The 13,893-nt window shown below is 70.4% G+C and carries 15 protein-coding genes and 1 pseudogene; 3 read left to right on the top strand and 13 right to left on the bottom strand.

Annotation, left to right across the window (positions count from 1 at the left end):
• The first annotated feature begins 146 nt into the window (after window positions 1-146).
• Window positions 147-1,127: a glycoside hydrolase family 6 protein gene (locus ABIE21_RS02155; RefSeq protein WP_354023140.1), complete on the top strand. Its 981-nt coding sequence runs from the start codon at window positions 147-149 to the stop codon at window positions 1,125-1,127.
• Here ABIE21_RS02155 and ABIE21_RS02150 read toward each other — a convergent pair.
• The 9 genes from ABIE21_RS02150 to ABIE21_RS02110 all read right to left on the bottom strand — a co-directional run bounded on the left by ABIE21_RS02150 (window position 1,124) and on the right by ABIE21_RS02110 (window position 8,224).
• Window positions 1,124-1,978, bottom strand: a complete 855-nt coding sequence (locus tag ABIE21_RS02150; protein WP_354023139.1) for a fumarylacetoacetate hydrolase family protein — start codon at window positions 1,976-1,978, stop codon at window positions 1,124-1,126. The two genes, ABIE21_RS02155 and ABIE21_RS02150, sit on opposite strands and share 4 nt — an antisense overlap.
• 57 nt (window positions 1,979-2,035) lie before the next feature.
• Window positions 2,036-2,665, bottom strand: coding sequence for an FMN reductase (locus ABIE21_RS02145; protein WP_354023138.1), 630 nt, complete (start codon window positions 2,663-2,665; stop codon window positions 2,036-2,038).
• The gene (locus tag ABIE21_RS02140; RefSeq protein ID WP_354024385.1) at window positions 2,662-3,792 is read right to left on the bottom strand and encodes an LLM class flavin-dependent oxidoreductase; all 1,131 of its coding nucleotides are present in this window, start codon (window positions 3,790-3,792) and stop codon (window positions 2,662-2,664) included. The genes ABIE21_RS02145 and ABIE21_RS02140 overlap by 4 nt, the downstream gene beginning before the upstream one ends.
• Before the next feature lie 168 nt (window positions 3,793-3,960).
• A complete protein-coding gene (locus ABIE21_RS02135) occupies window positions 3,961-4,533 on the bottom strand; it encodes a hypothetical protein (RefSeq protein ID WP_354023137.1) in 573 nt (190 codons plus the stop codon).
• 65 nt (window positions 4,534-4,598) lie between these two features.
• Window positions 4,599-5,315, bottom strand: coding sequence for an anti-sigma factor domain-containing protein (locus ABIE21_RS02130; protein ID WP_354023136.1), 717 nt, complete (start codon window positions 5,313-5,315; stop codon window positions 4,599-4,601).
• On the bottom strand, window positions 5,296-5,868 hold the full coding sequence (locus ABIE21_RS02125) for an RNA polymerase sigma factor (RefSeq protein WP_354023135.1): 573 nt from the start codon (window positions 5,866-5,868) through the stop codon (window positions 5,296-5,298). The genes ABIE21_RS02130 and ABIE21_RS02125 overlap by 20 nt, the downstream gene beginning before the upstream one ends.
• 67 nt (window positions 5,869-5,935) lie before the next feature.
• Window positions 5,936-6,577 carry a class F sortase gene (locus ABIE21_RS02120; RefSeq protein WP_354023134.1) on the bottom strand — a complete coding sequence of 214 codons (642 nt, stop codon included), beginning with the start codon at window positions 6,575-6,577 and terminating at the stop codon, window positions 5,936-5,938.
• A 16-nt stretch (window positions 6,578-6,593) separates the two neighbouring features.
• Window positions 6,594-7,463 (bottom strand): DUF4397 domain-containing protein, encoded by an 870-nt coding sequence (locus tag ABIE21_RS02115; RefSeq protein ID WP_354023133.1) that lies wholly within the window; start codon window positions 7,461-7,463, stop codon window positions 6,594-6,596.
• Between the two features lie 152 nt (window positions 7,464-7,615).
• Window positions 7,616-8,224, bottom strand: coding sequence for a helix-turn-helix domain-containing protein (locus tag ABIE21_RS02110; RefSeq protein WP_354023132.1), 609 nt, complete (start codon window positions 8,222-8,224; stop codon window positions 7,616-7,618).
• A 42-nt stretch (window positions 8,225-8,266) separates the two neighbouring features.
• On the opposite strand from ABIE21_RS02110, the gene ABIE21_RS02105 reads away from it, so the two are divergent.
• Window positions 8,267-8,899, top strand: a complete 633-nt coding sequence (locus tag ABIE21_RS02105; RefSeq protein ID WP_354023131.1) for a class I SAM-dependent methyltransferase — start codon at window positions 8,267-8,269, stop codon at window positions 8,897-8,899.
• On the opposite strand, the gene ABIE21_RS02100 is transcribed toward ABIE21_RS02105, so the two are convergent.
• The 3 genes and pseudogenes from ABIE21_RS02100 to rpsO all read right to left on the bottom strand — a co-directional run bounded on the left by ABIE21_RS02100 (window position 8,868) and on the right by rpsO (window position 11,122).
• A complete protein-coding gene (locus tag ABIE21_RS02100) occupies window positions 8,868-9,926 on the bottom strand; it encodes an FUSC family protein (protein ID WP_354023130.1) in 1,059 nt (352 codons plus the stop codon). The two genes, ABIE21_RS02105 and ABIE21_RS02100, sit on opposite strands and share 32 nt — an antisense overlap.
• Before the next feature lie 82 nt (window positions 9,927-10,008).
• Window positions 10,009-10,770 (bottom strand): annotated as a pseudogene (locus ABIE21_RS02095) (fructosamine kinase family protein).
• Window positions 10,771-10,852: 82 nt separating this feature from the next.
• Window positions 10,853-11,122, bottom strand: coding sequence for a 30S ribosomal protein S15 (gene rpsO, locus ABIE21_RS02090; protein WP_184234419.1), 270 nt, complete (start codon window positions 11,120-11,122; stop codon window positions 10,853-10,855).
• 334 nt (window positions 11,123-11,456) lie between these two features.
• Here rpsO and ABIE21_RS02085 point away from each other — a divergent pair, with 334 nt between their 5' ends.
• The gene (locus ABIE21_RS02085; protein WP_354023128.1) at window positions 11,457-12,815 is read left to right on the top strand and encodes an HNH endonuclease signature motif containing protein; all 1,359 of its coding nucleotides are present in this window, start codon (window positions 11,457-11,459) and stop codon (window positions 12,813-12,815) included.
• 59 nt (window positions 12,816-12,874) lie between these two features.
• Here ABIE21_RS02085 and ABIE21_RS02080 read toward each other — a convergent pair whose 3' ends face one another.
• On the bottom strand, window positions 12,875-13,792 hold the full coding sequence (locus ABIE21_RS02080) for a nuclease-related domain-containing protein (protein ID WP_354023127.1): 918 nt from the start codon (window positions 13,790-13,792) through the stop codon (window positions 12,875-12,877).
• Between the last annotated feature and the right edge of the window lie 101 nt (window positions 13,793-13,893).

Genomic DNA, 13,893 nt, shown 5'->3' with positions numbered 1-13,893 from the left:
CGCCGCCCCGTTCCCGCTCCGCACCCGGACCGCCCCGAACGCGGGTAGGGACAGGCGCGAGCGCGCCGCCTAGCCTGTGAGGGCAGAACCCGAGTCATCCTGCGACGAGCGATACCCGGGGGTGGGTTGTGCGCGGAGTTCGAACGATGACGGCGTCGATTGCGGCGTCGATGGTGATCCTGGCCGTGTTGGCCGGTGCACAGGGCCCGGCCGCCGCCGAGACAGCCGCTCCGTTTTCCAGACCCCTATACCTCGAGGCCGACACCGACGCGAGTCGGGCGCAGACGCGCCTCCTCGCCGCCGGGGACCCGGCGGGCGCCGCGGCGATGGGGCAGATCGCCGCGCAGCCGACGGCGGTGTGGCTCGGCGAGTGGTGGGCGGAGCCGCTCATGCGCAGCAAGCTGCGCAGGCACGTGGCCGCCGCCGCCGCCCAAGGCACGACAACCCAAGGCTCGACTACCCAGGGCGCGACCCTCGTCTTCGTCACCTATGCGATCCCGTACCGCGACTGCGGAGGGCACAGCGGCGGCGGGACCACGTACGAGGCGTATCTCGACTGGAACCGTGTCATCGCCGAGGAGCTCGCCGGTACCGGCGCCGTGATCCTGGTCGAGCCGGACTCGCTCTCCTCGCTCGCCGCCGCCAAGTGCGCCGGAGAGGTGGAGCGGCGCCCGGCGCTGATCGCGCAGGCCGTCGGCATCCTCGCCGACGCCGGGCTGGCGACCTACCTCGACGGCGGAAACTCGAACTGGCTGGGCCCGGCAGCGCAGGCCGTGTGGCTGCAACGCGCGGGCATCGACCGCGCGACGGGGTTCTTCACCAATGTCTCGAATTTCTACCCCGTGCAGCAGGAGTCGGACTACGCCGGCAAGCTGTCGTCACGGGTCGGCTGGAAGCACTACGTGATCGACGTGTCGCGCAACGGCCGCGGCTGGACGGGAACGTGGTGCAACCCGCTCGGCGCGGCGCTCGGAGCGAACCCGAGGCCGACGGCGGGCACCACCAAGCTCGACGCCCTGCTGTGGGTGAAGCATCCGGGGGTCAGCGACGGACCGTGCAACGGCGGCCCGAACGCGGGCGTCTGGTGGGACGAGTACGCGCTGGCGCTCGTGGCGAACCGCGGCTAGCGCGGGGCGGGCACCACGCGCTGCCGCATGGTGCCGAGACCCTCGATGCCGAGCTCGACGACGTCGCCTGCGGCGAGGTACGGGAAGCGGCCCGACATGGCGACGCCCTCCGGCGTGCCCGTGTTGAGCAGGTCTCCCGGGTCGAGCACCGCGTACTGCGACAGGTGCCAGACGAGGTTCGCGACGGAGAACACCATGTCGGCGGTCGTCGAGTCCTGCCGGGCCTCGCCGTTGACCGTGGACCAGATGCGCAGCGCCTGCGGGTCGATCTCGTCGGCGGGCACGAGCGCGGGGCCGAGCGGGTTGAAGGTCTCGGCGATCTTGCCCTTCGACCACTGGCCGCCCGACTCCGCCTTCTGCCAGGTGCGCTCGGAGACGTCGTGGCTCACGACGTAGCCGGCGACGTGGTCGAGGGCATCCGCCTCGGATGCGAGGTACCGGGCGCGCGTGCCGATCACAACACCGAGTTCGACCTCCCAGTCGATCTTCTCGGCGCGCGGCGGCACGTGGATGTCGTCGAACGGGCCGACGACGGTGTTCGGGTGCTTGAAGAACAGGATGGGCACGGTGGGCGCGGCGTTGCCCGACTCGGCCGCGTGCGCCGCGTAGTTCTGGCCGATGCAGAGCACCGCGCCGGGGCGGGCGATCGGCGGTCCGACGCGGAGTTCGCGTGCACCCTCGAGCACCGGCAGCTCGGCCGCCAGGTCACGGGCGCGGCGCAGGCCGTCGCTCTCGAGGAAGGAGCCGTCGATGTCGGCGGCCAGCGGACGCAGGTCGTGCACGACCCCGTCTGCCGTCTCCATCGCGGGAATCTCGCTGCCGGCCGGGCCCAGTCTCAGGAACTTCGTCATTACTCGATCCTAGACAGGCCCGGCCTAGACAGCGCCCGGCGCGGCAGCCCGGCCGGCCTACTGCGCGCCGTATCCGCCGACGGGGCTGAACCCGGCGGGAAGTGCGAACGGGTCGACCATGCGGCTCGAGCGGTCGGACTCCTTCGCCAGTGTGGCGAGCTCGCGCGCGGCGCGGTCGATGCGGTCGGGCAGGGCCCCCGCACCGGCATCCCCCGTGCTGCCCCAGTCGCTCGACGCGGCGTAGACGCTGGTCGGCACGACCACGGCGTGCAGGTAGGTGAACAGCGGGCGCATCGCGTAGTCGAGGGCGAGCGAGTGGCGCTCGCTGCCTCCCGTCGCGGCGATGAGCACGGGCAGGTCGGTGAGGGCGGCAGGGTCGAGCACGTCGATGAACGACTTGAACAGCCCGCTGTAGCTCGTTGTGAAAATCGGGGTGACGGCGATCAGCGCGTCGGCTCCGGTCACGGTCTCGATCGCGGCCTCGAGCTTGGGGCTCGGGAATCCGGTCATGAGGTTGTTCACGACGTCCTGTGCGGTGTCGCGCAGTTCGATGATCTGCACCTCGGCGTCGACGCCCAGCGACTGAAGCTGTCTAGTCGTGGCATCCGCGAGCCTGTCGGCCAGCAGCCGCGTCGACGACGGCTGGCTGAGCCCCGCGGCGATGACCGCTATCTTGCGGGTGGTCATGATGCGACCGCCGCTTCGGGCGCTTCGACAGGCTCAGCGACCGCGAGGAGGGCCGCGTCGCGCTTGGCGACGAGCGCCTCGTGCGTCGGACCGTCGGGCACGTTGGCCGGACGGTTCTCGGCGAACTCCTTGCGCAGCACGGGGATGACCTCCTCGCCGAGCAGGTCGAGCTGCTCGAGAACCGTCTTCAAGGGCAGGCCGGCGTGGTCCATGAGGAACAGCTGGCGCTGGTAGTCGCCGTAGTAGTCGCGCATCGAGGCGTAGCGGTCGATGACCTGCTGCGGGCTTCCCACCGTGAGGGGGGTCTGCTCGGTGAAGTCCTCCATGGTTGGGCCGTGACCGTAGACGGGCGCGTTGTCGAAGTACGGGCGGAACTGCGCGACGGCGTCCTGCGAGTTCTTCGCCATAAACGCCTGGCCGCCGAGGCCCACGATCGCCTCGCTCGCCGCGCCGTGTCCGTAGTGCTCGAAGCGCTGGCGGTAGTAGCCGATGAGCTTCATGTAGTGCTCCTTCGGCCAGAAGATGTTGTTCGCGAAGAAGCCGTCGCCGTAGTAGGCGGCCTGCTCGGCGATCTCAGGAGAGCGGATGCTTCCGTGCCAGACGAAGGGAGCGACGCCGTCGAGCGGGCGCGGTGTGGACTGGAAGCCCTGCAGCGGTGTGCGGAACTTGCCCTCCCAGTTGACGAAGTCCTCGCGCCAGAGACGCTGGAGCAGCGCGTAGTTCTCGATGGCGAGCGGGATGCCGTCGCGGATGTCCTTGCCGAACCAGGGGTAGACGGGGCCGGTGTTGCCGCGGCCCATCATCAGGTCGACCCGGCCGTCGGCGACGTGCTGCAGCATCGCGTAGTCCTCGGCGATCTTCACCGGGTCGTTGGTCGTGATGAGCGTGGTCGCGGTGGAGAGGATGAGACGCTCGGTCTTCGCGGCGATGTAGCCGAGCATCGTCGTCGGGCTCGAGGGCACGAACGGCGGGTTGTGGTGCTCGCCGAGCGCGAACACGTCCATGCCGACCTCCTCGACCTTCTGGGCGATGGTCAGGATGTTCTTGATGCGCTGATGCTCGGTCGGGGTGGTGTCGTTGGTCGGGTCGGTGGTGACGTCTCCGACGGTGAAGATTCCGAACTGCATTCCCGTGCCTGTGTTCGATGCGCTGGCGATGGTGCTCATGGTTCCTGTGCCCTCCCGGGTTACCTGGGTAGATCTACTGCGTGCAACTCTATGCGTATGCATGTACTGCTCTCAACGGAAGTCATGCCGAATCTATTCCGGGCGCACCCGACCGTGCGCAACCCATTCTCACTGCTCCGACCAGCCGTCGATACCCGGGAGGGTCGGCGCACATCTGGCCGCGAGCGCGGCTCGCTCGCCCGGGGTCGCCGGATACCGCTCGAGAGCGGCGTAGGGGTTCCATCGCTCGAGTGCCGGGTCGGCGTCACGGAACGCGGTGCGCGTGGGTGCGCTCGTCACGTCGTAGCCGCTGCTCTCGAGACACGGGATCAGCCAGCGCATGTAGTAGTCGTAGATGAAGTCGATCTGCGCGGGGGTGAGAACATCGACGGTGGGGTACCGCTCGAAACACCAGTAGAACTGCAGCTGCTCGCTGGTGGTCGGGGTATCCCCCGGGATGAAGAGGCCCTCGTCGGGGTCGTAGCCCCAGTTCATGATGCCGGAGGCGGCCATGCACCTGCCCACTTCCGACGCCCACTGGCCCGCGCCGATCACGGGTCGCGGCTGGAACCTCGGCCGCACGACCACCCCCTCGAGTCCGGACAGCTTCCACTGTCGGTCGAGCCCGGCCTCGACCGCGGCGGCGACGACTTCGGGGCTCTGGCCCTCCGGCGCGCGGCGCTCGAGGGCGCAGCCGGTCACAGCGCATCCCACCACCACAAGGACCGCGGATGCCACGGCCGATGCAGCTCGGAACGCCCGTGTTCTCACCCTCCGATTGTCGCGCTCTCCAGCTTTCCCCGCACGATCGAATCTCCCGAATGCGCGGCGTCGCCGTCGTCGGCCTCGGCCGACACGTCGACGAGATCGAACCGCGCGGTGTCGACCCCCGCAGGCAGGTCGAAGGTGCCCGACCCGCCGCGCATCGTTCCGAGGCTGACGAGCTGGGTTGCGTCGGAGCTGATCAGCCAGGCCTCGCGGAACCCGCTGTCGGCCGGCGGTGCCTCGAGGGTCACGGTGACCGATCGTGTGCCGTCGGGGTGCTCCTCGAGCACGGCGCTGCCCGCCGCGGTCGGCCAGGCCGGGAACGGCTCGAGCGCCGCGGTCGCGACGAGACGATCGGGCCCGAGGGGGACGGGCCCGAGAGGGTCGGACGCGGGGCGCAGCGCCTGCCAGACCGCCGCTCCCCCGACGACGAGAGCGAGCGCCGTCACGGCGGCGACGAGCAGCGGGAGTACGCGCATCCGGCGAGACCGGCGCTGCGCGAGGCCGAGTTCGCTAGAGACGGCAGCCCAGACGCGGGCGTCGGGCGCGACGAGCGCCTCGCTCGTCAGCGACTCGCGACCGACGTGCACGGTGAGGGCGAGCGCTTCGATCTCGTCGCGGCACGACGCGCACTCGGCGAGGTGGGCGGTGTCGGCGTCGGTCGCCACCGCCTCGCCGAGCGAGAGCAGCGCGAGGGTGTCAGGATCGAGGTGCGGCATGGGTCACCTCCAGTCTGGTGCGCATACGGTGCAGGCTGCGTCTGATGTGGCTCTTCACGGTTCCCAGCGGTATCCCCAGTCGGTCGGAGATCTCACTGTGCGTGAGATCGTCGAAGAACGCGAGCCGGATGACCCGTTGTGCATCGGGCTCGAGCAGGCTGATCTCGTCGGCGATGGCGAGCCGGTCGGCGATGTCGACGGTCGGCGCGGCCTCGTCGTGCACGGCGATGCTCGCGGCGAGCTCCGCCTCGAGCCTGCGCAGCCTCGCGCGCGCCTCGTGGGTGTCGGCGATCGTGTTCTTGGCGATTCCGACGAGCCACGCCGGCAGCCGTGAGCGCGACGCGTCGAAGCCTCGCCGCCCCTGCCACGCGCCCACGAATGTCTTCTGCGTGACGTCTTCGGCGTCGGTGACGTCGGCGAGCGAGCGCAGGGCGATCGTGTACACGAGCGGCGACCACCGGGCGTACGCCGCCTCGAGCGCCGCTTCGTCGCCCGCGACGAAGCCGGCCGTGAGGGCCTGTTCATCGCTGTCGGTCGAGTAGATGTCTGTCACCGCGCGGCTCCGTTGCTGGGGTGGGGTTCTATCGTAGGCCTGCCTCGTCATCTCGCGACGGCCTCCCTCACCCGGCCACGGGAACGGCCCTGGCGAGGATGTTGTCGAGGTAGTGCCCCGTCTCGTAGTCGAACTGGCCGCCGCACGTCATCAGCACGAGGTGGGCCGGACCGGTGCGGTCGAAGACGGTGTCGAGCGCGATCTCCTCCTTCGCGACCCGGGTGATCGACTCGATCGAGTACCGGTGCACCGCGCCGTCGGCGGTCGTGACGCCGACCGGGGCCCCGGCGGCGAGGTCCCGCAGGCGGGAGAACGGTCCGAGGCCGTACACGAGGGAGTCGACGTGCGCGGCGAGGATCGTCGCCCCCGTCGCGCTCGCCGGGTCAGGGCCGTACTCGTACCAGCCCGCGATGCTCGTGTCTGCTGGCAGCTCCATCTCGCCGTTGCCGAGCACGCCCACCGGCTCGATCGCGATGTCGATGCCGGCGTCGGGCACGGTCACCCGCACCGGCGGCACGGCGGCGCGTGCCGGGGTGTTCGCGGTGCCCTGGATCGGCACCTCGGGGACGGGCGGTGTCGTCGCGGTCGGGCTCGGCTCGGCGGTGGGCAGTGCGCCGGTGGGGACCGGATGCTCCGAGGCTGGGTTCAAGGAGCATCCGGTCAGGAGGAGCGCGACTGCGGCACCCGCGAGTGCGAGCGGGCGAAGCATCCGTACCCTCCGTTCTTCAGCGATCGCCGTCAGCCGATCGCGAGCGCACGGGCGCCGCCCTGCGGGCCAGCACGGCCGCCCCGGCGAAGGCCGCCAGGATCAGCAGGCCGGTCGATCCCCAGAGCACCGAGGAGCTCCAGGTGCCGAGGCCGACCGGCCCGTTGTCGGCCGCGAGTCCGGCCTCGCCCGCCGGGACTCCGGCGGGAGGCGTGTGCAGGCCGCCGATGGTCTGCACGGCGACGGCCAGGTTCTCGTCTTCGAGGCTGCCCCACGCGTAGACGATCGTGTTCACGCCCTCCTGCACCGCGACATCCGTCGGTCCGAGCACCGGGGTGGTTGTGCCCGTCGCGGCGACGGCGGCCGAGATCGTGCCCGCCGGGAGGTCGAGCTTCGCCTCGTTCGGGTTGGTGAGAGCGGTGATCACGGGCGCTCCACCGGCTAGCACGTCGACCGACGGTGCCGCGGCCACGTGCCGCACCGTGAGCCGACCCTGGCCCGGGGCGGTCTTCGCGATGTCGTTGGTGAAGAGCGTCGCCGTCGGTGCGCCGGCCGCGCTGAGGTGCGCGACCGCCGTGTAGCTGGTGCCGGCCGCCAGCACGAGGTCGATCGGGCCGATGACGGGCGCGCTCGCGTCGGTCGCCGTGGCCGCCGTGATCGCGACCGAGTAGCTTCCCGCCGGCAGGTCGAGGGGTCCGGCGAGGTCGCCCGGTTGGAAGTCGTCGAGGGTGAGCGCCCCGTTGACGTAGACGTCGACGGGAGTGTCGGGAACCGCGTGGAGCACATACAGGTCTGCGGTCGTGGGTGAGATGGCGTTCGCCGGGGTTGCGACGAGCCCCAGCGCGGCGATGCATCCGGCGGCGGTGCCGGCAATCAGTGTTCTGCGCACTGCATCCTCCTAGTGTCGTTGCGCCGTAGACCAGCGAGTGCTGCGGCGTCGTGTACTAGGTACTTCCCTCGGAGGGCCCTGTTTGGATGCACCCGGGCAGAAAAAAGGGTGGGGCTTCTGCGAGTGGGCCCTCCTGCGCTATGGAGACCGCGCTAGAGACCGGCAGCGGCGCCGCTCGGCTTTGCCCGCAGGTGGATGCGTTTGCCCTGCTTGCTGAAGATGGCGAGCAGCTCGGTCGGGCCCGGCCCGGCCGAGTGCAGCCAGTGCGGGGTGCGGGTGTCGAACTCCGCGGCCTCCCCCGGCCCCATCACGATGTCGTGCTCGCCGAGCACGAGGCGCAGCCGGCCGCTGAGCACGTAGAGCCACTCGTAGCCGTCGTGCACCTTGGGGTCGGGCAGCGCGCCGGACTCGGGCGGAGGGAAGGTGACCTTCGCCGCCTGGCTGGGCGACGACTCCGGCGACAGCTGCTCGAAGGTGACCTGGTCGATGCGCTTGGTCACCCGCGGCACACGGGGGTCGGGCACGACACGCGGCAGGAGGTCGTCGAGCTCGAGTCGCAGCGCGCGGGCGAGCGGCACGACCAGTTCGAGGTTCGGGGCGCGCTTGCCGGACTCGAGGCGTGAGATCGTGCTCGCCGAGATGTCGGTGAGCCGCGACAGGTCGTCGAGCGTGAGATTGCGCTTCTGGCGCCAGCTCTTCAGGCGCGGCCCGATCTGCTGCAGTGCGAGCTCCGCCACGGTGGCTCCTTGCTGATTCGGCACGAGTATTTGCTAGAGCCTACCCCGCCCGTGCAGGGTGGTGTCATGACGAGTGAAGCAGCACAGTACTGGGAGAACCGCTACCGCGAACGGGGTCGCACGTGGAGCGGCCGGGTCAACGCCGCGCTCGAGCGCGAGGTGAACGGGGTCGCACCCGGCTCGGCGCTCGACCTCGGTTGCGGCGAGGGCGGCGACGCGCTCTGGCTGGCGCACAACGGCTGGTCGGTTACCGCGGTCGACATCGCCCCGTCGGCGATCGCCATCGGTGCCGCCGCGCAGCAGCCCGGCGACGACATCGAGTGGGTGGTGGCCGACCTCGCCGAATGGCAGCCGCCGCGCCGGTACGACCTGGTGACGGCGAGCTTCCTGCACTCGTACGTGGAGCTTCCGCGCGAGGAGATCCTGCGGCGGGCCGCCACCGCCGTGGCATCCGACGGTCTGCTGCTCATCGTCGGCCACGCCGGTGTTCCGCACTGGGCCGCCCACACGCCGCACGAAGGCGAGGTGGTCGAGCTGCCCTCCCCCGACGAGATGCTCGAGGCGCTGCGTCTCGAGCCCGCCGAGTGGACGGTGCTCACGAAGGCGCTGGTCGAGCGCCCCGTCACCGCACCGGACGGCTCGGCCGGCACGATCGACGACAGCGTGCTTATGCTGCGTCGGAACCCCGCCGTCTCCTGAGCCTGCGCAGTGCGAGGGCCCCGAGCAGCACGAGCATGGCGATGGCCGTTCCGATGAGGGTGTCGACGACCCGGTCGGCGATGATCTCGCCCACATGGCCGCCCTGCGTGGAGATGAGCAGCGCGAGCGGGGTGATGAACACGAGGGCGAGCCCGTAGTTGCGGATCACCACCATCTCGACCACGAACTGCAGGCCCATCAGCACGAAGGCGAGCCAGAGGCCCTCGGGCGCGAACAGGGCGATCAGCCCGAACAGCGCGAGGCCGACGAAGGTGCCGAGAACGCGGTGCACGCCGCGCAGCGCCGACAGACGCACGGTGTGCCCGTTCTGCAGGATCACCACCACCGTGAGAATGACCCAGTAGGCGCGCGGCAGGCCGAGCGGCGCGGAGACCGCGACGGCGATGGCGCTCGCGAGCACGAGTCGGAGAAGGATCACGCGGCTGATGTCGTCGATGACAAAACGCATCGGCAGCCGCTCCTCGTGCAGCGCGGCGTCGCGGCGCCTGACCGCGGGCCGCAGCAGGGGGCTGAGCACCACGAGGTACGAGATCACGCAGCCGAGCACGAGCAGGCCGACGACGAGGCCGCCGTCGATGCCGGCGCCTCGGATGGCCGGCGGGCCAGCGAGGTGCGTGGCGACCCCGCCGATCAGCACGAAGAAGAGGGCGCCGGGCGGGCCGACCGAGAGTCCGAGGCAGAGAGTGGCGCTGACGGCCGCGATGGCGAATACCGCGAGCAGCGAGCCGAGCAGGCTGCCGCTGGCGAGGACGCCGACGACCGCGGATGCCACGAGGCCGGCAGCGATGAGCGGGAGCTTCGCGGCGCGCTCGCGGCGGCTGCGGCCGGTGAGGTAGAGCGAGAGGAACCCGCCGGTGCTGGCGAGGAGGCCGAGGTCGCTGCGGCCGGCGAGCGAGAACCCGACGGTGGGTATGCCGATGGCCACCGCCGCCTGGAGGGCGATGGGCCAGCGCACGGGGCTGGGGCGCAGCTCGAACAGGCTGCGGACGTCGGCCCGGATGCTCACAGTGCCTCCGTTGCTCTACCTGTCTAGGGTACGCGCTGCAGCGCGAGCTGACCGCGGCTACATCGCCGTCTAACCGCGGGCGCTACAGCGCGAGCGTCGCCTCCGCCGCCTCGACGAGCGCGACGCCGTAGCTGCGTCCGTGCCCCGCCGCGTGCACCGCGAGCGGGTGCAGCTGGTGCACGGGGACCCGCTCGCGCCAGCCCGCCCGAAGCGGGATCTCGGCGTCGTAGGCGGCGAACACCTCGTCGAGGTGCGGGCAGCCGAAGAGGGCGAGCATCGCGAGGTCCGTCTCGCGGTGGCCGCCGTGCGCGGCGGGGTCGATGAGCACGACTCCCTCTGCGCTCCAGAGCACGTTGCCGTTCCACAGGTCGCCGTGCAGGCGGGCGGGCGCCTCAGCGTCGTCGAAGTCGCCGGCGGCGATGCGGTCACAGGCCGTGCGGATGACCCGTTCCTCGCGCTCGGTCACGGTGTCTGCCTTCACGGCCTCGACCAGGTAGGGCAGCACGCGGTCTCGCGCGTAGAAGCGACCCCAGCGGGTCTGGCGCGCCGTGGTCAGCGGGCGGCGTCCGATGAACATCGGCCCGGCGTAGCCGGCGGGAGGCGAGCCGAACGCCGCCGCGCCCGCGTCGTGGGTGCGCGCGAGGGCGGCGCCGAACGCGCGGGCGGCCTCGAGCGTCGGGCGTGCGGTCTCGATGCGCTCGAGCTCGATGGTGCCGGGGCGCACGGCGAGAACCCGGGCCGTGCGCACACCGTCGGGAGCGTCGGCCAGCTAGGCCAGCCCGGCCGCTTCGGCCTCGAAGAATCCGGCCGGGGCATCCGCTCGGCTCTTGATGAAATTCGGCATGCCTCATTTAACCCACGAAAGCCGCCACCCGAGAGGATGACGGCTTCCGTGCCAAGAACTGATTCGTTCCTAGCGGTTCGAACTAGCGGCGCAGGCCGAGACGCGCGATCAGCGAGCGGTAACGCTCGATGTTGACGTCCGACAGGTAGCCGAGCAAGCGACGACGCTGGCCGACCAGCAGAAGCAGGCCACGACGCGAGTGGTGGTCGTGCTTGTGCTCTTTCAAGTGCTCGGTGAGGTCCAGAATCCGTGCGGTCAGCATAGCGACCTGCACTTCGGGGCTTCCCGTGTCACCAGGGTGAGTGGCGTACTCGTCGATGATTGCTTTCTTGGCATCTGGTGCTAAAGGCATAGATGACCCCTTTCCCTCGTTGCGCGGTGCCGGTCACAGTGTGTGCCAGCTCTCTTTATCCGCGGCCGTTTGACGGCAACCTTGGGAGTTTAGCAGGTTTGGGGAGGGCGGCGGGGGCACGACTCTTCTCCCCCACTGCGGTGGTTTCCCAGCACTCTATCCACAGCCGCCTGTTGCGGGCAGTCGTGATGTCGGACGCCCGGCTTTGAATGCGCGCATGAAAGTCATCGACACATCACCCGCCCCGGGAGCCGCGTCGGCGCCCGGCGACGGCGGTGGTCGCCCGCTTCCGTCTGTCAGAGCCGGTCGCGACGATGCACCGCCCGAATCCATGATGGAAATCTACAGGGCTCTCGTCGACGAGCTGGAGGCCGCAGAGAGGGCGATCGCCGCGGCGACCGCCGACCGGGCCGAGGTCATCGACCGGCTGCGACGGTGCAGCGAGCAGATGGCTGCGGTCGACCCGCACGACGACACCGACAGCCACGGCTGGGACGCGAAGACGCGTGCCGAACGCGAGCTGCTGTTCGAGCTGGTCGGGCTGCTGCGGGTGCCCGAGAACACGGCGCGCAACCTGCTCTCAGAGAGCAGGTTTCTCGTGAACGAGCTGCCTGCCACGATCGCCGCCCTCCACGAGGGCGAGATCAGCTACCAGCACGCCCGGGTGATCGTCGACAACAGCTCGTCGGTGCCCGCCGAGGCGCTCGCCGCATTCGAAGATGCGCTGCTCGGCCCGGCGAAGGAGCTGACGGTCGCACAGTTCAAGAGGGTCGCCAACCGGCAGCGGGAGAAGGCGCACCCGGTTTCGATCACCGAACGCCACGAGAAGGCGGTCGAGGAGCGTGCGGTGTGGCTCGAGCCCGCCGACGACGGCATGGCCGTGGTCGGCGCGCGGCTGGCCGCCGAGGTCGCGCACGCGATCTACGACCGGCTCACGCACATCGGGCTCGGGCAGCCGAAGGGCGCGGGCAGCGGAGGTGACGGCAACGGCGGACGTGGCGGCGACGACGGCAGCAGCGGCAGCGGCAGCGGCAGCGGCAGCGGCGAGGGCAGCGGCAGCGGCGAGGGCAGGAGCGCCAGCGACGAGCGCTCGCTGTCGCAGAAGCGGGCCGACGCGTTCGCCGACCTGTTGCTGACCGGCGACACGTGTGCCGCGACGCTGGAGGGGGCGGCAGGGCAGCGGCCCGACGTGGGACACGGCATTCGTCCCCGGGTGCTGGTGACGGTGCCCGTCATGACGCTGCTCGGTCGTTCCGACGAGCCGGCGAATCTCGAGGGATACGGGCCCATCGACGCGGACACCGCCCGCGAGCTCGCCGCCCACGCGCCGAGCTTCTCGCGGATCCTGGTTCATCCGGTGACGAGCGCGGTTCTCGACTACGACCGCACGACCTACGCGGTGCCGTCGGATCTGCGCACGGTTCTGCGGGTGCGCGACGAGACGTGCCGCGCTATCGGGTGCAACCGGTCGGTGGAGAACTGCGACGCTGATCACACCGACGACTGGGCGCTCGGCGGCGCCACGGCGCTGACGAATCTCGCCATGCTGTGCCAGACGCATCACCGGGTGAAGACGCACACCCGGGTGAGGATGCGCTCCCTGCCGAACGGCGACATCGAGTGGACCGCGCCCAGTGGACGTGTCTATACGACGCACCCGGCCGCCGTGATCTCGGGGGTGAAGACGGTCTAGCTTCGCGGTGGCACAGGAATGCGGTGGCACAGGAATACAGAGTGGCAGAGGAATCAGCTCTACAGCCCGGCGATCAGGCCCGCCAGAACGGGTGCGAGAGTGACGACGGCCGCGGCGACGCCGACCAGCACGGCCGATGCGGCGAGCAGCGACCAGGCCCTGCGACGAACGTGGGCCCGATCCACCTCGGCGCGCAGCCGGGCGAACCGCAGTTCGTGCCCCGTGGCATCGGTGTGCTCGACGATCGGGCGGGGAGCGCCGTGGTCCTCGCTGGCCGAGCACCAGGTGGTGCGGGTCTCGGCTGCCGCGAAGACGCGGGCTACGGCCTCGTTGGTCTGCATCTGCGGGCGTCGGCGCATCCACCGGAAGAGCTCGTTGGATGACAGCACCGCGACCTTCGGGTCTTTGCAGGTGATCGACTCCGGGTTCACGATCACGATGAGCGGCGTCACGGCGACGGGGAAGCCGGTCACCTTCGAGAGCAGCCGCGACGCCCGCTCGGCCTCGAAGAGCGAGTTGCGGATGTGTGCGAGCCGTTGGCCGTTGACCAGGAAGCCGTCGCCGCCCGCCCAGATCTTCTTGCCGGTGTGGTTCTTGGTGTTGATCGTGAAGACGCCGCCGGGCCCGATGACGACGTGGTCGATGTCGGCGCCGCCGCTGCCCACCGGCACCGCGTGGAGCACGCGCCACTGGTGGTCGAGCCGCCCGAGGATGCGTGCGACCTCGATCTCGCCGAGCGCTCCGCGGTACCAGCTGCGGGCATCCGGATGCAGCGGTTCGCGCCCGAAGATCTGGGCCAGTCGCGAGAGGGGCTCGCGGTCGTCCTGCAGCTTCAGACACTGCTGCATAACGGCGTACCCGGCGGCGCGGTCGCGCAGGCTGAGCTCGCGCGTCATCCGCTCGATGTGGATCTGGTCGAGGATGGCCGGTTCGATGGGTTCCGGCTGAGCCGGAACGGACTGCACTGGGGGGGCCACGACCGCTTCCTCCGTCGAGGCAGCGCGAACGCGCACTACAAGATCAGTCACGGATGCCCCCATCGTTCCTCTGCACCGAGGTTAGACCCCGGCGACCGCCC

The sequence above is a fragment of the Conyzicola nivalis genome (assembly GCF_040548875.1).
Lineage (GTDB): Bacteria > Actinomycetota > Actinomycetes > Actinomycetales > Microbacteriaceae > Conyzicola > Conyzicola nivalis_A.
This window is presented reverse-complemented; position numbering and strand designations above follow the sequence as displayed.

Coding starts and splice junctions, on each gene's coding strand:
- ABIE21_RS02155 (WP_354023140.1), top strand. CDS start 147: ATGACGGCGTCGATTGCGGCGTCGATGGTGATCCTGGCCGTGTTGGCC.
- ABIE21_RS02150 (WP_354023139.1), bottom strand. CDS start 1,978: ATGACGAAGTTCCTGAGACTGGGCCCGGCCGGCAGCGAGATTCCCGCG.
- ABIE21_RS02145 (WP_354023138.1), bottom strand. CDS start 2,665: ATGACCACCCGCAAGATAGCGGTCATCGCCGCGGGGCTCAGCCAGCCG.
- ABIE21_RS02140 (WP_354024385.1), bottom strand. CDS start 3,792: ATGCAGTTCGGAATCTTCACCGTCGGAGACGTCACCACCGACCCGACC.
- ABIE21_RS02130 (WP_354023136.1), bottom strand. CDS start 5,315: ATGCCGCACCTCGATCCTGACACCCTCGCGCTGCTCTCGCTCGGCGAG.
- ABIE21_RS02120 (WP_354023134.1), bottom strand. CDS start 6,577: ATGCTTCGCCCGCTCGCACTCGCGGGTGCCGCAGTCGCGCTCCTCCTG.
- ABIE21_RS02105 (WP_354023131.1), top strand. CDS start 8,267: ATGACGAGTGAAGCAGCACAGTACTGGGAGAACCGCTACCGCGAACGG.
- rpsO (WP_184234419.1), bottom strand. CDS start 11,122: ATGCCTTTAGCACCAGATGCCAAGAAAGCAATCATCGACGAGTACGCC.
- ABIE21_RS02085 (WP_354023128.1), top strand. CDS start 11,457: ATGGAAATCTACAGGGCTCTCGTCGACGAGCTGGAGGCCGCAGAGAGG.